Source organism: Aureimonas ureilytica DSM 18598 = NBRC 106430 (assembly GCF_000382705.1).
Classification (GTDB): domain Bacteria; phylum Pseudomonadota; class Alphaproteobacteria; order Rhizobiales; family Rhizobiaceae; genus Aureimonas; species Aureimonas ureilytica.
Genome location: NZ_ARQE01000012.1, coordinates 1 through 21,429 on the forward strand (window position 1 = coordinate 1; position 21,429 = coordinate 21,429).

At 68.7% G+C, this 21,429-nt stretch carries 16 protein-coding genes and 1 tRNA gene; 7 read left to right on the forward strand and 10 right to left on the reverse strand.

All coding sequences use genetic code 11. The features are described 5' to 3' along the window. The 4 genes from B146_RS28535 to B146_RS0120260 form a co-directional block, all read right to left on the reverse strand. Window positions 1-180: helix-turn-helix domain-containing protein (locus B146_RS28535; protein WP_155897617.1), on the reverse strand; the 180-nt coding region annotated here is incomplete at its 3' end. Window positions 181-271: 91 nt separating this feature from the next. After that, entirely contained in the window at window positions 272-1,900 is a 1,629-nt protein-coding gene (locus B146_RS0120250; protein WP_019998311.1) for a Na+/H+ antiporter, read from the reverse strand. Between the two features lie 341 nt (window positions 1,901-2,241). Continuing rightward, a tRNA-His gene (locus tag B146_RS0120255) sits at window positions 2,242-2,318 on the reverse strand. A gap of 139 nt (window positions 2,319-2,457) precedes the next feature. Continuing rightward, window positions 2,458-2,979: a phasin family protein gene (locus B146_RS0120260; RefSeq protein WP_019998312.1), complete on the reverse strand. Its 522-nt coding sequence runs from the start codon at window positions 2,977-2,979 to the stop codon at window positions 2,458-2,460. 213 nt (window positions 2,980-3,192) lie between these two features. On the opposite strand from B146_RS0120260, the gene B146_RS0120265 reads away from it, so the two are divergent. The 5 genes from B146_RS0120265 to B146_RS0120285 all read left to right on the forward strand — a co-directional run bounded on the left by B146_RS0120265 (window position 3,193) and on the right by B146_RS0120285 (window position 12,679). Beyond that, on the forward strand, window positions 3,193-6,186 hold the full coding sequence (locus tag B146_RS0120265) for an ATP-binding protein (RefSeq protein ID WP_019998313.1): 2,994 nt from the start codon (window positions 3,193-3,195) through the stop codon (window positions 6,184-6,186). A gap of 196 nt (window positions 6,187-6,382) precedes the next feature. Beyond that, window positions 6,383-7,420: a Fe(3+) ABC transporter substrate-binding protein gene (locus B146_RS0120270; protein WP_019998314.1), complete on the forward strand. Its 1,038-nt coding sequence runs from the start codon at window positions 6,383-6,385 to the stop codon at window positions 7,418-7,420. A 121-nt stretch (window positions 7,421-7,541) separates the two neighbouring features. Continuing rightward, window positions 7,542-9,242: an ABC transporter permease gene (locus tag B146_RS0120275; RefSeq protein WP_019998315.1), complete on the forward strand. Its 1,701-nt coding sequence runs from the start codon at window positions 7,542-7,544 to the stop codon at window positions 9,240-9,242. Between the two features lie 195 nt (window positions 9,243-9,437). Then, window positions 9,438-11,339 (forward strand): AsmA family protein, encoded by a 1,902-nt coding sequence (locus tag B146_RS0120280; RefSeq protein WP_019998316.1) that lies wholly within the window; start codon window positions 9,438-9,440, stop codon window positions 11,337-11,339. Window positions 11,340-11,398: 59 nt separating this feature from the next. Further along, window positions 11,399-12,679: a hypothetical protein gene (locus tag B146_RS0120285; protein ID WP_026358798.1), complete on the forward strand. Its 1,281-nt coding sequence runs from the start codon at window positions 11,399-11,401 to the stop codon at window positions 12,677-12,679. A gap of 75 nt (window positions 12,680-12,754) precedes the next feature. Here the strand turns inward: B146_RS0120285 and B146_RS0120290 are convergent, their stop codons facing one another. The 6 genes from B146_RS0120290 to B146_RS26810 form a co-directional block, all read right to left on the reverse strand. Continuing rightward, on the reverse strand, window positions 12,755-13,576 hold the full coding sequence (locus tag B146_RS0120290) for an ABC transporter permease (RefSeq protein WP_019998317.1): 822 nt from the start codon (window positions 13,574-13,576) through the stop codon (window positions 12,755-12,757). Between the two features lies 1 nt (window position 13,577). Next, window positions 13,578-14,480: an ABC transporter permease subunit gene (locus B146_RS0120295; protein WP_019998318.1), complete on the reverse strand. Its 903-nt coding sequence runs from the start codon at window positions 14,478-14,480 to the stop codon at window positions 13,578-13,580. A gap of 11 nt (window positions 14,481-14,491) precedes the next feature. Next, window positions 14,492-15,643 (reverse strand): ABC transporter ATP-binding protein, encoded by a 1,152-nt coding sequence (locus B146_RS0120300; RefSeq protein ID WP_019998319.1) that lies wholly within the window; start codon window positions 15,641-15,643, stop codon window positions 14,492-14,494. 122 nt (window positions 15,644-15,765) lie between these two features. Continuing rightward, window positions 15,766-16,857, reverse strand: coding sequence for a polyamine ABC transporter substrate-binding protein (locus B146_RS0120305; RefSeq protein WP_019998320.1), 1,092 nt, complete (start codon window positions 16,855-16,857; stop codon window positions 15,766-15,768). Between the two features lie 170 nt (window positions 16,858-17,027). Further along, window positions 17,028-17,543, reverse strand: a complete 516-nt coding sequence (locus tag B146_RS0120310; protein WP_019998321.1) for a GNAT family N-acetyltransferase — start codon at window positions 17,541-17,543, stop codon at window positions 17,028-17,030. Then, on the reverse strand, window positions 17,540-18,331 hold the full coding sequence (locus tag B146_RS26810; protein WP_244498210.1) for an aspartyl/asparaginyl beta-hydroxylase domain-containing protein: 792 nt from the start codon (window positions 18,329-18,331) through the stop codon (window positions 17,540-17,542). Before B146_RS26810 ends, B146_RS0120310 begins: the two co-directional genes overlap by 4 nt. Window positions 18,332-18,578: 247 nt before the next feature. Here B146_RS26810 and B146_RS0120320 point away from each other — a divergent pair, with 247 nt between their 5' ends. Next, window positions 18,579-20,102, forward strand: coding sequence for a glutamine synthetase family protein (locus B146_RS0120320; RefSeq protein WP_019998323.1), 1,524 nt, complete (start codon window positions 18,579-18,581; stop codon window positions 20,100-20,102). Between the two features lie 11 nt (window positions 20,103-20,113). Then, window positions 20,114-21,403, forward strand: coding sequence for an NAD(P)/FAD-dependent oxidoreductase (locus tag B146_RS0120325; RefSeq protein ID WP_040408833.1), 1,290 nt, complete (start codon window positions 20,114-20,116; stop codon window positions 21,401-21,403). The last annotated feature ends 26 nt before the right edge of the window (window positions 21,404-21,429 follow it).

The window sequence follows — 21,429 nt, forward strand, 5'->3', positions numbered from 1 at the left end:
CTTACGGTGACCGCCCATCTTGCCCGGAGCCAACGAGCCCGTCGTGCGATAACGTTGCGACCACTTTACCGCCGAGGACACCGCGACCCCAAACCGCGTGGCCGCAGATCGGCAGCTCTCGCCGGCTTCGATCGCACCAACGACCCGCTGGCGAAGATCATGCGAAAGAGGTGCTGTCATCCGATGCCGGCCTCCCATCCAGTCAGCATCTTGAATCACACATCAGCCGCGATCGGAACCACAAGTCGATTCCGATAAAACCCGAAACGCTCTAGCCGGCGTAGCGGGTTTCCAGAAGGTCGAGCTCGCGCACCAGCTTGCGCGCCGTTTCGCTGCCGAGCTCGCGCTTGCGCACGCGGCGGAAGAGTTCCACCCGCTCGGCCTTCAGCGCAGCAAGGCGCATCTCGCGCTCGATCCGCTCGGCCCGCAGGCCGAGATCGGCCGCCTCGCCCTCCCCCGAAAGCCGGTCGATGCGCTGGCGGTAGAAGTCGATGATGCCGCTCGCCGCCGCGACATGCAGGTCGGTTTCGCGCCCTTCTTCGGCGCGGCTCTGAAGAAAGCGTCCGATCTCGGCGATCGCGGCCTCGGCGGCGGCGACGCGCGCCCGGTCCTCTTCGGCCTGGCGCGAGGGTTCGGGCGGCAGTTCCAGCCCGCGCAGGAGCAACGGCAGCGCGAAGCTCGCCGCCACCAGCGACAGGATGATGACGCCCATGGCGAGAAGGATCGCCAGATCCCGCGCGGGAAAGGGCGTGCCGTCGTTGAGCGTCAGCGGCAGGGTGAGAACGCCCGCCAGCGTCACCGCGCCGCGAACGCCGGACACCGACATGGCGGCGACGATCCGCCCGCTCGGCGAGGTGCGCCGGTCGCGCCGGCGCAGGAGCGTCAGCCCCAGCGACAGCCAGACCCAGGCAAAGCGCAGCGCGGCCAGCCCCAGCGTGATGGCAACGACATAGAGAACCAGCCACCAGGGATCGCCATGGCCGGTCACATCGGCGCTTTCACGCGCCCGAGCCAGAATGGCGGGAAGCTGCTCGCCGAGGAGCACGAAGATGATGCCGTTGGCGGTGTACTGGATCGTGTCCCAGACCGAGCTGCGGCGAACCCGCGTCACCGCCATGGCCCGGCCGGAGGTTTCGGCAAAGCTCATGGCGAGCCCGGCCGCCACCGCCGCCAGAATGCCGGAACAGCCGAGTTCCTCGGCCAGGAGATAGGAGCCGAAGGGGATCAGCAGGCTGATGAGGATCTGCGATCCCGTGTCCTCGCCGACCCGGTCGGAAATCCAGTCCTTGGCCCGCGTCACGGCGAAGGTGAGGAGCGCGCCCGTCGCCAGCCCGCCGACGGCGACCCAGACGAAGCTCAGCACCGCGTCCGAAAGCGAGAAGCTGCCGGTCAGCGCGGCGGCGACGGCGAAACGGAAGCAGACGAGGCCGGACGCGTCGTTGAGAAGCGATTCCCCTTCCAGGATATGGAGCATCCGCTTGGGGATCGGCACGCGCTGCGCGATGGCCGAGACGGCGATCGGATCGGTCGGCGAGACGATGGCGGCGAGCGCGAAGGCGACCGCCAGCGGCATGGCCGGGATCATCCAGTGGATGAAGAAGCCCATGCCGACCACGGTCACGACCACCAGCCCGAGCGCCAGTTCCACGATGATGATGCGATCCTTGGCCAGTTCCTCGCGCGGAATGCGCCATCCGTCGAGAAACAGGAGCGGCGGCAGGAACAGGACGAAGAAGATTTCGGGATCGAGCGACACGCGCAGATCGGCGACGAGCCCGATCGCCGCGCCGAAGCCGATCTGAAACAGCGGCCGCGGCACCGGCAAGGGCAGAAGCCGCGCCAGAAGACCACTGACCACGACGGCCAGAAGCAGAAGAAGGGCGATCGTGACGGTTTCCAAAAGCCCCTCCCCCAAGCGCCCGCTCATATCCGCGAGGGCTTTTCCAGCGAATGCCGAACCGGCCTTCGCGCCCCGGGCGATGCGAGAGCCGAAGCCCCGGAGCCCGCCCGCCGAAGCCATGTTCGACGAAGCCGATCCGAGACACCGGCGTCCGGCCGTTCCCTCCCTGCAAAGGGCGGACGCAGGGCGTCTTGTCAACGACGGGATGTGTTCGAGAACGCCCTGTCAGGGACTACCGCTCGCCGATCGACGGCGGCAGTTCACCCGCACGCGCGAACACTCATCGCTGAGATGCGGAAGGATGCGACCGGAAAAACGGATCGTATGTCGGGGAGTTTGGGTGGTACGGTTGAGTGGGTTCGAACCACCGACCTTCGGAGCCACAATCCGACGCTCTAACCAACTGAGCTACAACCGCACATCGCCGAAACGACGATGGGTTCGCCAATACGGGCTTTCCGCCGGTCTGGCAAGAGGGACGGGCCAAAAAGACCCGTCCCCTTGTGGAAAGAAAGCGCCGGCCGGGCGCGAAAGCGGCGCCCGAAACCGGCGGGCGGTCAGAATTCGGTCTTGCCGGCGGCCCGCTCGGCCGCTTCGCGGTTCGGCTGCAGCACGTCGCGCGTCGCGGATTGCGAGGCGGTCTGGATGTCGCGGGCCTGACGGGTCGCAAGATCCACCTGCTGGCGGAAGAAGCTCGTCTGCAGCTCGATGAACTCCGACACGGAGCGCACGCTGGAGAGCTTCTGGAGATGGGCGAAGTTCATCTCGGCCTGCGCGCGCATGCCGTCCAGCGCCCGCTTGGTGAGGTTCAGCGAGCCGGAATGGGCGTTCTCGATCGTCGCCTCCAGCGTGCGCGAGGCCTCGTCGGTCGCGGCCTTCATGCGCGCATAGGCTTCCTTGGACTGCTCCATGGAGCGTTCCGTCGCCGTGCGGAAGGCGTCCGTCATCTTGGACGGGTCCATGCCGAAGGCGGCTTGCGCGTCACGGAAGGCCTGGGAATCGGTCATCGTGTCGAAGGCCTTTCGCGCGCCCTCGAAGGCCGCGTTCGAGGGATCGTTCGGCTTGTCGGTGTCGGACATGGCGGTTTCCTCCTGGGGTCATTGTGACCACAACGAGGCAGGAGCGGCAAGAGTTGCGCCAGCTACGCTTCGGGTTAAGACCACAGAGGCTTGCATTAACCCTGTCCGCCGACGATACAGGCCGCGGATGCGCGCGGTTCTGGATTTGGCGAACGCAAGACCGTATTAACACTCCGGTAACTCTCTCGTTTCCTGACCGGAGCTTCGGCCATCTTGACGCCCCTCGACTTCATGGTTCTTCCAGCCGTGCGCGTGGCCAACGCGATCGGCTCGGCCGTGGCCGTGCTGTCGGCCGACCTCGGCGCCGTTCTCTGGTGCAACGCGGCGGGCGCGGCGCTTCTGGCGCTGCCGGCGGGCCGCCGCTCCTCGGGCGAGGAGGCGAGCTCTCCGCTTCTGCCGCAGATCGGCCTCGCGCGCGAAACGCTGAAGGCCAAGCGGCGCACCCAGCTTCTCCTGCGCCCGGCCGACGCCGGCATGGGCCGCGCGGTTCTGGCGCGGCTGGAGGTCATCGGCGAGGACGGGGCGCTGGCGCTTCTGACGGTGCGCCTGGAGGGCGCGGCGAGCGAAACGCGCGAGGCCTTCGCGCGCCGGCTGATCGGCGAGGCGGAGCTCACGCAAGCGCTGGCCTGCGTCGTGTCGGACCAGGGCTTCGTCTGGGGCACGCCGCGCCTGCCGGCCGAGGAACATTCGCTTCTCGCCGCACAAGGGGCGGAATTCCTGGATGCTGGCGAAGAGCGGCTCACCGTCGAGGACGAGTTCGGCGCCCTGTCCTTCGCCAAGGTCGCGGAAGGTCTGGTGCTGATCCATATCGACGCGCCCGAGGCGGAGGTGGAGCCCGGCGTCGCCGCCCCGGCCCTCGGCGAAGCGGACGAGTGGGACGCGCTCGCCTCCCCGCCTGCCCCGGAACAGCCCGAGCCGCTTTCGGCCGAGCCCGTGCTTGCCGCCGACGAGCCCGCCGATCCTGACGCCGGTCACGTCACCGAACCCGAACCGGCCGCGCGCCCTGAATCCTTGCCCGCCTTCGCACCGGCGCTCGATGCCGAGCCAGTGCGCTTCGTCTGGCAGATCGACGAGGAGGGGCGCTTTTCCAGCCTGTCGCCGGATTTCGCCGCGACGGTCGGCCCGCATTCGGCCGATGTGGTCGGGCGCGCCTTCACCGATGTCGCGCAGGTCTATGGGTTCGACGAAACGGGCGAGGTCGCCCGGCTTCTGGAGCGGCGCGACACGTGGTCGGGCCGCTCGATCCTCTGGCCGATCGAGGGTACGGACCGCAAGGCGCCGGTGGACCTCGCCGCCCTGCCCGTCTACAGCCGCGACCGCCGCTTCGAAGGGTTCCGGGGCTTCGGCGTCGTGCGCCCGGCCGAGCATGTGGCGGACCCGGACGCGCTCGGCCTCGTTCTGGCGAGCGGCGCGCCGCTGCGGGCAGCAGCCGCCGCCGCCGGGCCCGACGCTTCCTTTGCAAACGACGGCTTCGAGAGCGAAGCGGACGAGCGCGCCGTATTCGGCCGGCGCGATCAGCCCCCCACGTCGGAACAGGCCGAGCGTCGGCGCGGACGCGAGGCCGCCCTGTCGAGCGCCGAGGAAGCCGCGTTCCGCGCCATCGGGGCCGAGCTCGGCGTCTCCAAGCGCGTGGCTCCGCCGCTCCCCGCTCCGTTGCGCGCGCCCCCGCCGCTGCCCGTCCTGGTGGAGCCGGAGCCCGACCACGAGCCCGACGAGGAGGCCGCCGCGCCCTTCGCCGCGCATGAGTTGGAAGACATGTTCGACGCGCTGCCGCTGGCGGTGCTCGTGCAGATGGGCGACCGGCTTCTCTTCGCCAACAAGCGCTTCTTCGCGCTGACGCGCTACGAGGATCTCGACGCGCTGGAGGATGCCGGCGGGCTCGACCGGCTGGTCCTCTCCGCCGGGGAAGCGGGCGAAGGCGACGAGGCGATGATCCAGTGCGGCGACGGCCGCATGGAACGCGCCCGGCTGCATCTCCAGCGCGTGTCTGTCGCCGGCCGCTCCTGCCTTCTCATGTCCTTCACCGAAACGCGCGAGCCCTCCGACGATCTTCTGGCGGGCGCGGTGGTCGATCTCCAGCGCGAGGTGGAGGAGCTTCAGGCCGTGCTCGACACGGCGACCGACGGCATTCTCCTGCTCGACGGCGAGGAGCGCGTGCGCAAGATGAACGGCGCCGCCGAGGCGCTGTTCGGCCTGTCGCCCGATCTCTATCTCGGCCTGCCCTTCCTCGACCTCCTCGCCCCCGACAGCCGGCAGACCGCCAGCGACTATATCGGGACGCTGCGCGACAACGGGCTGGCCGCGATCCTCAACGACGGGCGCGAGGTGACGGCCAAGGTCGGGCCGGACACCGCTCATGGCGGCGAGCCGACGACGATCCCGCTTTTCGTCACGCTCGGGCGCCTTTCCGACGGGCGCGGCTGGTGCGTGGTGATCCGCGACATCGCGCAGTGGAAGCAGGCCGAGAAGGATCTCGTGGAAGCGCGCCAGCAGGCCGAGGACGCGAGCCTGCACAAGAGCCGGTTCCTCGCCAATGTCAGCCACGAGCTTCGCACGCCGCTCAACGCCATCATCGGCTTTGCCGACGTCATGGCGTCGGAATGCTTCGGCCCGATCGGCCACGAGCGCTATCTGGAATATCTCGGCGACATCAAGCGCTCGGGCCATCACGTGCTCGATCTCGTCAACGACCTTCTCGACATTTCCAAGATCGAGGCGGGCAAGATCGACCTGACCTTCGAGTCCGTGTCGCTGCACGAGGTCGTGGCCGAGGTCGTGTCCCTGATGCAGCCGCAGGCCAATCGCGAGCGGGTGATCGTGCGCTCGGTTCTGCCGGCCTCCGTGCCGCCCGTCGTGGCGGACCGGCGCTCGGTGCGCCAGATCGCGCTGAACCTCATCGCCAACGCCGTGCGCTTCACGCCGGCCGGCGGCCAGATCGTCGCCTCCACCCATTATGGCGAGGATGGTGCGGTGTGCCTGCGGGTGCGCGATTCGGGCATCGGCATGACCGACCAGGAGGTGGAGATCGCCCTCACGCCGTTCCAGCAGGTCAAGGCCGGCGGCCGGGGCGAGGGAACGGGCCTCGGCCTGCCGCTCACCAAGGCCATGGTGGAAGCCAACCGGGCGCAGTTCTCGATCGCCTCGACGCCCGGCGAGGGTACGCTGGTGGAGATCGTCTTCCCCCCGCCCCGCGTTCTGGCGGTCTGAACGTCATGTTCAGCTATACTTACGGTAGCGCAGTATAGAACGATTCCAAACTCGATATCACCGGAACGTTACTCAAAGACCACTTGAACGACGGGGGCCGTTCCGGCATCCAAAACTCGACCGCTCCAGTCGACTTTAGCGCGGTCGAGGTTTTGACGGCCCGCCTTCCGGGGCCGTGGATCGAGGATGCCCTTTGATGACATCGACCCTCCTTCGCGGCGGACTTCTGGCTCTGGCCTTCGGCACGTCCGGCGCGGGCGCGGCCCTGGCGGCCGACGTCAACATCTATTCCTCGCGCCAGCCGGCGCTGATCCAGCCGCTGCTCGACGCCTTCACGAAGGAGACGGGCCTCTCCACCGCGACGATCTTCGTGGAAAAGGGCCTGGAAGAGCGCGTGAAGGCGGAAGGCGCCAACTCGCCCGCCGACGTGATCCTGACCGTCGACATCGGCCGCCTCGACGCCACGCGCGAGGCCGGCGTGCTGCAGCCGCTGGAGAACGCCGCGATCGCCGAGGCGATTCCGGCCACCTTCCGCGACAAGGGCAACGAATGGGCGGGCGTCACGGCGCGCGCCCGCGTCGTCTACGCTTCGGCCGAGCGCGTGCCCGAGCAGGCGATCACCTATGAGAGCCTCGCCGACCCCAAGTGGAAGGGCAAGATCTGCATCCGCTCGGGCCAGCATCAGTACAATGTGGCGCTCGTCGCGGCCTTCCTCGCCCATCACGGCGAGGCCAAGACCAAGACCTGGCTCGAGGGCCTGCGCGACAATCTCGCCACCGCGCCCCAGGGCGGCGACCGCGATCAGGCGCGCAACGTCGCCGCCGGTCAGTGCGACATCGCCATCGGCAACACCTATTATGTCGGCCTGATGCGCACCAACGAGAAGGAGCCCGAGCAGAAGGACTGGGCCAAGGCGATCCGCGTCGTCCTGCCGACCTTCGAGAACGGCGGCACGCATGTGAACATTTCCGGCATGGGCCTCGCCAAGCACGCGCCCAATCGCGACAACGCCGTGAAGTTCATGGAATTCCTGACCACCGACGAGGCGCAGCGCATCTACGCCGAGATCAACCATGAATACCCGCTGAAGCCCGGCGTGGCGCAGTCCGAGACGGTGAAGAGCTTCGGCGAGCTGAAGCCCGACACGCTGTCGCTCACCGACATCGCTTCCCACCGCGCCAAGGCCTCCGAGCTGATCGACGAGGTCGGCTTCGACAAGGGACCGAAGGCCTGAGCGCCCTGCTCGGAAACGGAACGAACCGGCCCCCGCGTCTGGCGCGGGGGTTCGGTGCCTGTCTGAGACCCCGCCGGCCCGGAGCCGGCGGGGATTTCGTCGTTTCCATGGCAAGCGCGGCATGAGCGAGGCCGGGCTCCTTTCGGGCGTGGAGCGCCCCCCCGCCCCGTCCCGGCGTCCCATCGGCTCGGAGCGCCTGTTCTGGGCGGGCGCGCTGGTGCTGGCGCTTCTCGTCGCGATGCCGGTCCTCTCGCTCGTCTGGATCGCCGTCGCGGGCACGGGCAGCACCTGGAGCCATCTGGTGCGCAACGTCGTACCGGACGCCGCCCGCGTCACCGCGCTTCTGATGCTCGGCGTCGCGCTCGCCACCGGCATCACCGGCACGATCCTCGCCTGGCTCGTGTCGAGCTTTTCCTTTCCCGGCCGGCGCGTCCTGTCCTGGGCGCTCGTCCTGCCGCTTGCCGTGCCGACCTATGTCGCGGCCTACTGCTTCAACGAGTTCCTGCACTATGTCGGCCCGGTGCAGACGGGCCTGCGCGCCCTGTTCGGCTTCCGGACGCGCGCCGACTACTGGTTCCCCGAAATCCGCTCGCTCGGCGGCGCCATCCTCATCCTGTCCGCCGTTCTCTATCCTTACGTCTTTCTGGCCGCCCGCGCGGTCTTCCTGATGCAGAGCCGGCGCCCCGCCGAAGTGGCGCGCACGCTCGGCGCCGGCCCCTTGCGCGTCTTCCTCACCGTGCTCGCCCCCATGGCCCGGCCGGCCATCGCGGTCGGCGTGTCGCTCGCCCTCATGGAAGTCGTCAACGATATCGGCGCGGTGGAATTCCTCGGCGTCCAGACGCTGACCTTCGCGGTCTATTCCACCTGGCTGAACCGGGGAGACCTTCAGGGCGCGACGCAGATCGCGCTGGCGCTCCTCCTTGTGATCGTGGCTCTCGTCTGGCTGGAGCGCGCCTCGCGCCGGCGGCAGCGCTTCGCCGCCGGGCGCACCGAGGCCGCCGCCCCGACGCTCCAGCCGCTTCGCGGCGCGCGGGCGCTGGGCGCGACCGCCTTCTGCCTTCTGCCGCTCACGCTCGGCTTTGCGATCCCGTTCGCGGTTCTCGCCCGCTCCGCCCTGAAGCGGGCCGGCGACATCGCCGATCCCGCGCTCTGGCGCGCGCTCTGGCATACCGTCCTCGTGGCGGGCGCGAGCGCCTGTCTCGTGGTCGCGATCGGCTTTCTCGTCACCTATGGCGTGCGGCTGACGAAGAGCCGCACGCTGCGCTTCGCGGCGCGGCTCGGCACGCTCGGCTACGCCCTGCCCGGCACGGTTCTGGCGATCGGCCTTCTCGTGCCGCTCGCCGCCTTCGACAACGCGCTCGACGCGGCGCTGCGCCAGCATCTCGGCGTCTCCACCGGCCTTCTCCTGTCGGGATCGGGCTTCGCGATCGTTCTCGCCTGCACCGCGCGCTTCACGGCCATGGGCCATGGCACGCTGGAGAGCGGCTTCGCCAAGCTCTCGCCCCATCTCGACATGGCCGCGCGCACGCTCGGCCACGGGCCGGGCGCGGTGCTGCGCGACGTGCTTCTGCCGCTCATGCGCCCTGCCGCCCTCACCGCCTTTCTCCTCGTCTTCGTGGACGCGGCCAAGGAGCTTTCGGCGACGATCCTCCTGCGCCCCTTCGATTTCGACACGCTGGCGACCTTCGTCTATGCCCAAGCCTCGCGCGCCGCCTTCGAGGACGGCGCGATCGCCGCGCTTCTGATCGTCCTCGTCGGCATCCTGCCCGTGATGCTCCTGACGCGCTCGCTTCTGGGTGGCGAACGCCCCGGCCGCGCCTGATCCCTCCCCCGCCACGCGTTCGGCGCAATCGCGTGGTTGGTGGCACGGACAGGGCGGAATCGGCTCAGGAACGGACGGGGCGTCCCCCGCACCCTGTTCAATCCAGGCCCTTCTCTCTAGATACTCTGTCTCGGACGGATACTCTGTCCCGGGCGCCCGGCCGTTGCGCGCCCGTCATGCCCCGAAGGACCCTGATTGACCGAGTCTCCTCCCCCGGCGCGGCGCGCGACCGAGAGCCAATCGCATGGGGACAAGCGTCGGCGCGGTCTTCTGCCGATCGCGCTCGGTCTTCTCGCGCTCCTCGTGGGACTGCTCTTCCTCGCCCTGTCGCAGGTGTCGCTGCAGCTCGGCGACGCGCGGGAGGAGCTGGAAGCACGGCTCGCGCATCTTGCCGGCCGCCCGGTTCATGTCGACGGCAGCGTGAGCTTCGAGCTCCTGCCGCGCCCGACCGCCATTCTCACCGATCTGCGCGCGCGCACCGGCACGGGCGACGACGCCCAGCTTCTGACCGTGGACCGGGTGGAGGCCGATTTCGCGCTTCTGCCGGCGCTTCTCGGCCGCGCCGAAATTCGGCGCGTCGCCCTGGTGCGCCCCGAGCTCGGCCCCGCGACCGGCATCGACCCCGGCGCGGCGCCCGGCCGTGCGCCTCCCGCCGAGGCCCAGCCCGCACCGCCCGCGCGCGTGCCGGACGGGGCGGCGCTCGGGAAGGCGTCGGGCGATCTGCGCCTGTTTCTCGTGCGCTTCGAGGGCCTGCGCGAACTCGACATCCGCGAAGGACTGGCGCGCCTGCCCGGCCGCAGCGACAGCGTGTCCAACATCAATGCGAGCTTCGACTGGGCGGGCCGGGGCAGCGCCGCTCGGCTCACGGGCTCGGCGGTCTGGAACGGCCAGCCGGTGCGGCTCGACGCGCGGCTCGACCGGCCGCTCGCCTTCACGGAAGGCGAGAACGCCCCGCTCAGGCTCTCGCTCTCCGCCCCGGCGCTGGAGATCGGTTTCGAGGGCAATGGCTCGGCCGGCGAGATTCTGCAGCTCGCCGGTGCGCTCAGCCTTTCCACCCCCTCGCTGTCGCGGGCCATCGACTGGATCGGCCGCGAGAATGCCGGCGTGCCGGATTTCGGGGCGCTGGCCATCCAGACCCAGATCCATCTCGTGGACGATCGCGTGAGCTTCGGCTCGGCCGCGCTCGACCTGGGCGAGGACAAGGCGCGCGGCGCCTTGGAAATGCTCCTGCCCCGGCCGGCCTCGAACGTGCCGACGCTGTCGGGAACGCTGGCCTTCGAGGCGCTCGACCTCAGCCGGTTCTCGCGCGCGATCGCGCCTGCGCCAAAGACGGCGCTCGACTTCCAGCGCCCGATCCACACCGACTTCCTGCGCAAGATCGATCTCGACCTGCGCCTGTCGGCGAAGGAAGCCGATCTCGGCCGCACCACGGCGCGCGACGTCGCGGCGACGATCAAGTCCACCGGGGGCGTCGGCACGATCGATATCGGCGACATGACCGTGCTCGGCGGGCGGGGCGATCTGCGCGTCACCGTGGACACATCCGCGCCGCGCGCCGACCTGATCGTCGCGGCGGGCCTGCGCGACATCGACATGAAATCCCTGAAGACCCTGACCGGCACGGCCATGCCGGTGGTGTCGGGGCGCGGCGAGCTGCAGCTGACGCTGCGCGGCCCGGCGACCAATTGGGGCGAAATCGCGCTCGCCAGCCGCACGGAAGCCAAGCTGCGCGTGCGCGACGGCCAGCTCGCCGGGGTCGAGCGCGGCATGTTGAAGACGCCCGGCCTGCGGCCGATCGATTCGGCGGCCTCCGTGCCCGAACCCTTCCGGCGCACCGATCTGGCGCTGGTCGGCGTCGGCCCGCGCTTGCGCATCGACAAGCTGTCCATCGTCTTCGACGAGGGCGAGGCGACGGCCGACGGGCAGATCGACCTGCGCAACGGTTACCTCACGATGCGCGGCCAGTTCGACCCGACCAAGATCGAGGCGTCGGGTGTATCGAATTCGTTCACCATATCGAAACCCATCGGGTTCAAGCTGGATGGAGAATGGCCGAAGCCGACGTTGACCGTGAGCGCGTCGGACGGGCCGACCTGAGACGGAACGCCCTCCCGACGCCCCGCGCGGCGTTCCGTCGATCCGGAACGGAGCCGCCCATGATCCCGACGCCCCCTCGCCTCGCCGCTCTCGTCCTCGCCGGATCGATGCTCTGTCCGCTCAGCGCGTCCGCCGGCTCGCTCCTGAAGCTCGGGCCGGAACAGGTCGCCGCCGCCGCGTCGGGCCGCTCCACGGTCGCGATCGGGCTGCGCGGCGCGCCCAACGATCCGGCCGCCTGCGCGCGCGACTTCCACGCCAGGCTGAAGCCCATCGCCGAGGGTCCGTTCCAGAAGGTGAAGGCCGCGCTCGGCGCGCCCCCGGAGGCGACGGCTGGGAGCGGCGCGACGGAAGGCGGCGGCATGATCTTTCCGCCGAACGCGCGCTCGCGCGGCCCGAACGAGACCGCCGCCCTGCGCGCCGCGATGGCCGCCGCCAAGGGCGCGACGGGCGTGGCCCCGCGCGACGCCAACGCCCGCTGGACGGCGCTGCGCATTCGCGAGGACCTCGCCGACTTCCTGACGCAAGGCCCCTCGCCCTATCTGTGCTCGGGGATCGACCCGTATCTGGCGACGCTGAAGCGCTTCGCGGGGCAGGTCTCGGTTTCGCCCGACCGCCGGCAGCGCGATCTGGACACCGCCCGCGCCATGGCGCGCGCGAGTCTCGACGACGCGCTTCTGGCGCTGCGCCCCGTGCCGGTGCCGACCAGCGCGCCGGAGCGCGCCGCCCCGGTCGCGGACATGGCGGCCGACGCGCTTCGCCCCGGCGGCACCGAGACGGCGCAGGAGACCCTTATCGGCCCGCCCATGCTGGTGGCCGGACGCGAGGCGGCGGAAACGCGCATTTCGGCCGGCGACATGCCCGACCCTGACCTGCCGCCGCTGGTGGTGAAGCCCGAGAACAAGCTCGAAAGCGCCGCCGATATCGGCGCGGCCGTGGCCGAACTCGACGCCGCGATCCGCCGCACGATGCCGGCCCTCGCGGGAGCGTCGGCGACGATCGACGCGACCACGACGGGCAGCGTCACCTCGCCGATCGGCCCGATGCGCCCGGCGGCCGCATTGGCAGCCCCTTTGGCGTCCCCCACGGCAACGCCCTCCGCGCCGCAGAAGGGCGCACTGGAGCAGCTTTCCGCGCTGAAGCCGCTCTTTGCGCCGGACGGCGGGTTCACGGCCGATCCGCGCACGCGCGTCGTGGTTCTCGGCGCGCTGTCGGATCTCGAAGCCGCCGACCGTCTCCTGGAAGCGAAGACCCTTCCGGAAGACCCGCTCGGCGCGGCCTTCACCGAGACCTTCGCCGCGATCGAAACCGCGCATGCCGAAAGCTGCCGCTGCAAGCCCTGAAGGGGCGCGCACGAGCTGATCTCCAAGGCCTCCTCGCAACGCGCGAGGGGGCCTTTTTCATGAGGGAGCGATGTCTCAGACGTCCTGGCTCGCCAGCCGCTCGTCGCGCTGGCGCCGCGCGTCCTGGCGCCGGTTGAACAGGGCGGCGGCGATGACGCCGAGGGCGACCACGGCGATCATGATGGTCGAGATGGCGTTGATCTCTGGCGTCACGCCGACGCGCACCTGGCTGTAGATGCGCATGGGCAGCGTCGTGGCGCCGGGGCCGGAGGTGAAGCTCGCGATCACCAGATCGTCCAGCGACAGGGTGAAGGCGAGCATCCAGCCCGCCGCGACGGCCGGCCAGATCACCGGCAGGGTGACGAGCAGGAAGGCCTTGGCGGGCGGGCAGCCGAGATCCTGCGCCGCCTCCTCCAGCGAGCGGTCGAAGGACACGAGGCGCGAGCGCACCACCACGGCGACGAAGCACATGGTGAGGGTCGTGTGCGCCACCGTCACCGTCCAGAAGCCGCGGTCGAAATCCACGGCGACGAAGAGAAGAAGCAGCGACAGGCCGGTGATGACCTCGGGCATGACGAGCGGCGCGAAGACCATGCCCGACAGGAGCGTGCGCCCGGGAAAGCGCGCATGGCGCACGAGGGCCATCGCCGCCAGCGTTCCGAGAATCGTGGCGAGCGTCGCCGACAGGACGGCGACCCGCAGCGTCACCCAGGCGGCATCGAGAAACAGGCGGTTGCCGAGAAGCGCCGTATACCAGCGCGTCGAGAACCCGCCCCAGACCGTGACGAGCTGCGAGGCGTTGAAGGAATAGATCACGAGAAGCAGGATCGGCAGGTAGAGAAAGGCGAAGCCGAAGACCAGCGAGACGAGGTTGAAGGGAGACAGGCCGCGCTTCATCTCAGACGCTCCTCGCCTGGACACGCTGGAACAGGACGATCGGGATCACCAGAACCAGAAGCAGCATGACCGCCACGGCCGAGGCGACCGGCCAGTCGCGATTGGTGAAGAACTCGTCCCACAGCGTCTTGCCGATCATCAGCGTCTGCGATCCGCCGAGAAGGTCGGGGATCACGAATTCGCCCACCGCCGGAATGAAGACGAGCAGCGCGCCGGCGACGACGCCCGGCAGCGACAGGGGGAAGGTGACGCGCCAGAAGGCGCCGAGCGGCGTGCAGCCGAGATCGGCCGCCGCTTCCAGAAGCCGCCCGTCCAGCCGTTCGAGGCTGGCATAGATCGGCAGAACCATGAAGGGCAGGTAGGAATAGACGATGCCGATATAGACGGCCGTGTTGGTGTTGAGGATCGCGAGCGGCGTGTCCACGATCCCGGTCCAGAGCAGGAACTGGTTGAGATAGCCCTCGTTGCGCAGGATGCCGATCCAGGCATAGACGCGGATCAGAAAGCTCGTCCAGAAGGGCAGGACCGTCAGCATGACGAGAACCGGGCGCAAGCCCCCCGACGCGCGCGACATGGCATAGGCCAGCGGATAGGCGACGAGAAGCGTCAGCACGGTCGAGATGCCGGCGATGCGAAGGCTCGACAGATAGGCGTTGAAATAGAGCGGGTCCTCGGCGAGGAACTGGTAGCTCTGGGTTCCGAGCTTGCGCGCGCTCTCCAGAAGGGCCGCCGGCGCGCTCCAGTCGAAGACCGGCAGATAGGGCGGTTGCGCGATCGCCGTTTCCGACAGCGAGATCTTGAAGACGATCGCGAAGGGCACGAGAAACAGAACGAGAAGCCAGAGCGTGGGCACGCCGATCACGGCGGCCTTCCACCAGTTCACCTTGCCGAACCGCGCCGCCATCGTCCCGCCCCTCACTGCACCAAGAGGACGCCGGCGTCCCGCTCGAAGGTGAGCCAGACTTCCTCCTCCCAGGCGATCTGCTCGGCGGCGACGCGCGCGGCGTTGATCACGGTGGAGCGAACCAGCGTGCCGTTCTCCAGCTTGACGTTGAACAGCGTCACGTCGCCGAGATAGGCGATGTCCCAGACGACGCCGCGCAGCGCGTTGACGCCGATCTCGCTCGGCGGCCGGCGCGACAGGCGCATCTTCTCGGGGCGCACGGCGAAGGCGGCGCTATCGCCCGGCGCGACGGAGGTGGTGCTTTCCGTCTCGATCACGCCGACCTCGGTGGCCAAGCGCACGACGCTGCCCGAGGCGCTGTCGACGACCCCCTCGATCAGCGAGATGTTGCCGACGAAATCGGCGACATAGCGCGAGGTCGGGGCTTCGTAGATCACGGCCGGCGTCGCCACCTGGCAGAGCTTGCCCGCGCGCATCACCGCGATCCGGTCGGACATGGTCATGGCCTCCTCCTGGTCGTGCGTCACGATCACGAAGGTGAGGCCGAGCTCCTGCTGGAGGTCCATCAGCTCGAACTGGGTTTCCTCGCGCAGCTTCTTGTCGAGCGCGCCGAGCGGCTCGTCCAGAAGCAGGACCTTGGGCCGCTTGGCGAGCGAGCGGGCGAGCGCCACGCGCTGCTGCTGTCCGCCCGACAATTGCTGCGGCTTGCGCTTGCCGTAGCTTTCCAGCTTCACGAGCTTCAGCATCTCGGCGACGCGGTCGGCGCGCTCGCCCTTGCCCATCCCGTCCTGCTTCAGGCCGAAGGCGATGTTCTGTTCCACGCTCATGTGCGGAAACAGGGCATAGGACTGGAACATCATGTTCATCGGCCGCCGATAGGGCGGCACGCCCTTCAGGCTCTGCCCGCCCAAGCGCACGTCGCCCGATGTCGGCTCCTCGAAGCCCGCGAGCATGCGCAGAAGCGTGGACTTGCCACAGCCCGACGGCCCGAGCAGCGTGAAGAACTCGCGCGGATAGATCTTGAGGCTGAGATCGTCCACCGCGTTGAACGGGCCGAACCGCTTGGTGATGCGGTCGAACTCGATCAGCGGTTCGGCGGCCGGGTCGTTCCACGGATCGAACGAGCGGCGGATATTGCCGAAAGCCTTAGGTGCCGTTGCCATTCCTGAACCCCGAGACGAGCCATGCGGGCGGGCGCGCCTCGCGGCGGCCCCGTTTCCTTCACGGGCGGCGCGGCGGGCCGTTCCGCCCGTTTCGCGCCGCTCGCTTCTCCGTCCCGCGCGGGCTACTGCCCGGTCTTCACCGTGGTGAAGGCGCGCGTGACGGTGCGCTGGCCGCGCGCGTCATAGGGCTTCTTGACGTAGAGCGTCTTCAGCGTCGCCTCGTCGGGGTAGATCGAGGTGTCGTTGAGGATCTTCGGATCGACGAATGTCTGCGAGGCGAGATTGCCGTTGGCGTAGCTGACGAAATTCGTCGCCTTGGCGATCACTTCGGGGCGCATCATGTAGTTGATGAACTGATGCGCGGCGTCCACATGCGGCGCGTCGGCCGGGATCGCCATCTGGTCGAACCACATCATCGTGCCCTCATGGGGAATGAAATAGCCGATCTCGACGCCGCGCCCGGCCTCGGCCGCGCGGTCGCGCGCCTGGAACACGTCGCCCGAAAAGCCGACCGCCACGCAGATGTCGCCATTGGCGAGGGCATTGATATATTCGGAGGAATGGAAGCGGCGGATGAAGGGGCGAACCTTCAGAAGCAGCGCCTCGGCCTTGCCGATCGAGTCGGCATCGGTCGCGCTCGGGTCGAGCCCGAGATAGCTGAGCGCGGCGGGCATGATCTCGCCCGGCGCGTCGAGCATATCGATGCCGCATTTCGAGAGGGCTTCGGCGTTCTTGGGGTCGAACACCAGCGCCCAGGAATTCAGCGGCGCGTCGGGCAGAAGCTCCTTCACCTTCTGCTTGTTGTAGCCGACGCCCGTCGTGCCCCACATGTAGTTGACCGAATAGGCATTGTCCGGGTCGTAGGCCGCGACGCGCTCGGTCACGATCGGCCACATGTTGGACAGGTTCGGCAGCTTCGACTTGTCGAGCTTCTGGAACACGCCGGCCTGGATCTGGCGCAGCATGTATTCGGCCGAGGGCACGACGATGTCGTAGCCGCTGCCGCCGGCCAGAAGCCGCGTTTCCAGGATCTCGTTGGAATCATACACGTCGTAGACGACGCGGATGCCGGTTTCCTTGGTGAAGTCGTCGACGATCGACGTGTCGATATAGTCCGACCAATTGTAGACGTTGAGAACCTTGTCCTCGGCAGAAGCCGCCGGGACGGCAAGAGCGGCAAACGTGCCGGCGAGCAGGAACGAGGCAAGTCTCATCGGTCGGGCACCCTTCTCCGATCGGTCTGTTGCGCGGCAATATCGCGAAAGCCGGAGGACATTCCTAGAGGTTTGTCCCAGTTTGGCCCTATTTTGTCCCGGCCGGCCGCGATCCATCCCCTGGCCCCGCAGGATTTTCGGCAGCCGGGACCGATCGCGGCGCGTCGTCGCTAGCGTGCCGGAGCGGTTTCGCGCAGCATGAAGACGGCGTCCTCGCCATAGCTCGCGAGCTTGGAGCGGAGCGCCGGATCGTCCACGGCGCGAAAGCCGAAGCGGCTCCAGAAGGGCGGCGTGCCATAGACCGACACCAGAACCGCCGCGCCGTAGGGCTCGGCCAGCGCCAGCAACCGCGCGACGGCCGGCTCGGCGAGCTTCCGTCCGCGCCAGCGCGGGTCCACGGCGACATCGTGGATATAGAGGGCGTCGGCCTCCGGGGGGAGTTGCCCGAGCACCGTGTCGAGCGGCGGCGGGGCGAAGCGGCGCACGGGGTATCCGAGCGCATAGGCGGCGAGCGAGCCGTCACCGAGCGGCAGAACCAGCGAGCCCTCGGGAAACAGGGCGAGCCGGTCGAGAAACATCGCCTCGCCCTCGAAGAAGGTCGGATGGACCGTGGCCGACAGCGCCATGAGGGCGGGAATGTCGCCCGCCTCCATCGGGCGCCAGCCGGCCGCGGTCGGCTCGCTCATCGGTGCTTGCGCCCTTCGCCGTAGAACATCTTCTCCCAGGCCTTGTGCGCCTTGTAGCCCTCGCGGATGAAGGGCGTGAACACGGCGAGGTTCAGAACCGCCTTGTTGGTGACGTTGGCGGGAAAGCGCAGCGGCTTCTCGAAATCCACGAACAGCACCACCCGCACCTTGTCGGAATGGTTCCAGGCCTCGTGCTCATAGGCGTCGTCGAAGATCAGCGCCTTGCCTTCTTCCCAATGGCAGGTCCGGTCGGCGACACGAATGCCGATCTTGTCGGGCTCGGGCGGCACGACGAGACCGAGATGGAAGCGCAGGACCCCGTTATAGGGGCCGCGATGGGGCGGCAGATGCTTGCCCGGCTCGAAGATCGAGAACATGGCCGACTTGAGGCCCGGGATCTTCTGGAGGATGCGCCAGGTCTCGGGGCACTGGGCGATGGCCTCCTCGGACTTGATGCCGTAGCCGCACAGGAAGAAGGTCTTCCAGTTCTGGTCGGAGGAGATGGAGCGCACTTCCGAGGAAATCTCGTGAAAGGCCGGCAGTTCGCCCTTGCGCACCAGGATCTTGTCGAGTTCGGCGCGAATCAGGCGCCACTCGCTTTCCACCTCGCGCGCCCAGGGAAAGTCGTCGGTCGGGTAGACGGCGGGGTTGCCGACGGCCGAATGCTTGAGGTTCAGGCTTTCGGCGCCGTCCACGAGCTTCTGCACCACGCGCGCGGCGAGGCCCTGGCGGCTCATCGTGTCTTCCAGACCTGCGGTCTTCAGCTTCTGCTGGCTCGTTTCGGTCATGCCATCCACCGCCTTCGCGGCCTCCATGCCCGCCCCGTCGGCGGCTCCGGCTTGAGATAGCGGTCGCGATGTCATTTCCATGACGGCGCGGCCCTCCAGCGCCGATTTCCTACGCTCCGCCGCCGTTTGCCCCATCCCCCTTACGATTTCCAGCCTCTTTCCCATTCCGCTTCAGAGAGCGTCAGCGCCTTGCGCCCGCATCCGGGCCGGGTATGGTCGAGCGACCCGAAATCCAGCGCAGGCTCGCATGGCAGATCGCACACGGCCCCCCAAACCCGAAGCGACGTCCCCGTCGAAGATCAAGCGCGACAAACCCAAGCGGCGCACGGCCGAGCCCGCCGGCCCGGCCAGCCGCATCGGGCTGACGCGCCGCGAGGCGCTGCCGGAGCGCCCGAACTTCCTGGATTCGCGCCGGGGCGTGCCCTCCATGGCCGAGGCCGGCGAGTGGCTGCGGGCGCGCGGCATCGAGGATGTCGAGTGCATCACGCCCGACCTCGCAGGGGTCGCGCGCGGCAAGATGATGCCGGCCAAGAAATTCACCGGCAACACCTCGCTCGCCCTGCCCTCGGCATTGTTCATGCACACGATCTCGGGCGAGTATCCGGACGAGACCGGCGAGTTCCGCTATTCGCCCAATGACGGCGACCTGAAGCTCGTGCCCGATCTCTCGACCCTTTCGGCCGTGCCCTGGGAGAGCGATCCGACCGCGCAGGTCATCTGCGATCTCGTGGACACGGCGGGCGAGGCCGTCGCCTATACGCCGCGCAATGTGCTGAAGCGCGTCGTCGCGCTCTACCACGAGCGCGGCTGGACGCCGATCGTCGCGCCCGAGATCGAGTTCTATCTCGTGTCCAAGAATGTCGATCCGGACTATCCGCTGACCCCGCCGATCGGGCGATCGGGCCGGCAGATTTCCGGCGGTCAGGCCTATTCGATCGGCGGCGTCAACGAGTTCGACGAGCTGATCGACGACATCTACCATTTCTCCGACGCGCAAGGGCTGGAGATCGACACGCTGATCCACGAGGACGGCGCGGCGCAGCTCGAGATCAACCTGCGGCACGGCGACCCGATCGAGCTCGCCGATCAGGTCTTCATGTTCAAGCGCACGATCCGCGAGGCGGCGCTCAAGCACGACATCTACGCCACCTTCATGGCCAAGCCCATCCAGGGCCAGCCGGGCTCGGCGCTGCACATCCACCAGTCGGTGGTGGACCGCAAGACCGGGCAGAACGTCTTCTCGGAAAAGGACGGAAGCCCCTCCCCGCTCTTCTTCCACTTCCTCGGCGGCATGCAGCGCTACGTGCCGGCGGCGCTCGTCATGATGGCGCCCTATGTGAACTCCTACCGGCGACTGACGCACGGCATGTCGGCCCCCACCAACAATGCCTGGGGCTACGACAACCGCACCACGGCCTTCCGGGTGCCGACCTCGGACGCCTCCTCGCGGCGCGTCGAGAACCGGCTTCCCTCCTCCGACACCAATCCCTATCTGGCGCTCGCCGCCTCGCTCGCCTGCGGCTGGCTCGGCCTCGTCAACGCCGTGCAGCCCGACCAGCCGACCGACCGCACGGTGAACGAGGACGGCGTCATCTCGCTGCCGCGCGGCCTTCTGGAGGCGGTGGCCGCCTTCGAGGCGGAAGATGCGTTCCACGAGGTGTTCAGCCGCGAATTCGTCGCCACCTATGCCGGGATCAAGCGCGGCGAGCACGAAACCTTCATGCAGGTCATCAGCCCCTGGGAACGCGAATTCCTTCTTCTGAACGTGTGAGCGGCACCACCATGGCCGCGCCCTACCAGTCCCCCATCTCGCCCGGCCGCTCCTGGTACGAGGATTCGGTCGGCGAGCGGCCGCGCTATCCCACCCTCGACGGCTCCCTCGACGTCGACACGCTCGTCGTCGGCGGCGGCTTCACGGGTCTTTCGGCGGCGCTGCATCTGGCCGCGCGCGGCGTCGACGTCGCGCTTCTGGAAGCGGCGCGGCTCGGCGACGGCGCGTCGGGCCGCAATGGCGGGCAGTTCGGAACCGGCCAGCGCCAATGGCCGGAAGACCTCGAGGGCGAAATCGGCTTCGAGCGCTCGCGCGCCCTGTTCGACATGGCCGAGGATGCCAAGGCGCATCTGCACGAGATGATGGAGGCGCATTCGATCGACGCCGACTACCGGCCCGGCCAGCTCTCGCTCGTCCACAAGCGGCGCTATATCGAGAGCTACCGCCGCCATGCGGAAATTCTGGCCGAGCGCTACGACTATCCCCATGCGCGCTTTCTCGGGCGCGAGGAAACGCAAGCGCGCCTCGGTTCGCCGCATTATCACGCCGGCGTTCTCGACGTGGGCACGGGCCATCTTCATCCGATGAAGCTTCTGGTGGGCACGGGCCGCGCGGCGGCGCGCGCCGGGGCGCGCCTGTTCGAGAACACGCCCGTCACGCGCCTGACGCATCGGGGCGGGCGGATCGAGGCCGAGACGCCCTTCGGCACGGTGCGCGCCGAGCGGGCCCTCATGGCCGTGAACGCCCATGGCGAACGGCTGGACCGGGCGAACGCGGCCCATGTCATGCCGATCCGCTCCTTCATCGCCGCGACCGAGCCGCTGGCCGAGCCGGAGCGTGTCCTGCCCGGCGGGGAGGCGGCCGACGATTCCCGCTTCGTGGTGCGCTACTTCCGCAAGACGCCGGACAACCGGCTCCTGTTCGGCGGCCGCGAGGCCTATTCCTCGGCGCAAGGCGACATTACCGGCCAGATCCGCCGGCAGGTCGCCTCGATCTGGCCTCATCTCAGCGCCGTCGGCTTCACCCATGCCTGGGGTGGGTCGGTGGGCGTGACGCTGCCGCGAATGCCCTATGTCGCGAGCCCCCGGCCGGGCCTGACCGTGATCGGCGGCTTTTCCGGCCACGGGGTTCTCCTGTCGCATTACACCGGCCGGCTCTATGCCGAACGGGTCATGGGCAACCGGGATCGCCTCGCCGATCTGGAAGCGCTGCGCATCCCCGCCTTTCCGGGCGGCTCGACGTTCCGCGCGCCGCTCCTGTTCCTCGCCATGACCTGGTACGCGCTGCGCGATCGATTCTGACGCGGCCGATGCGTCTTGCGCGATGA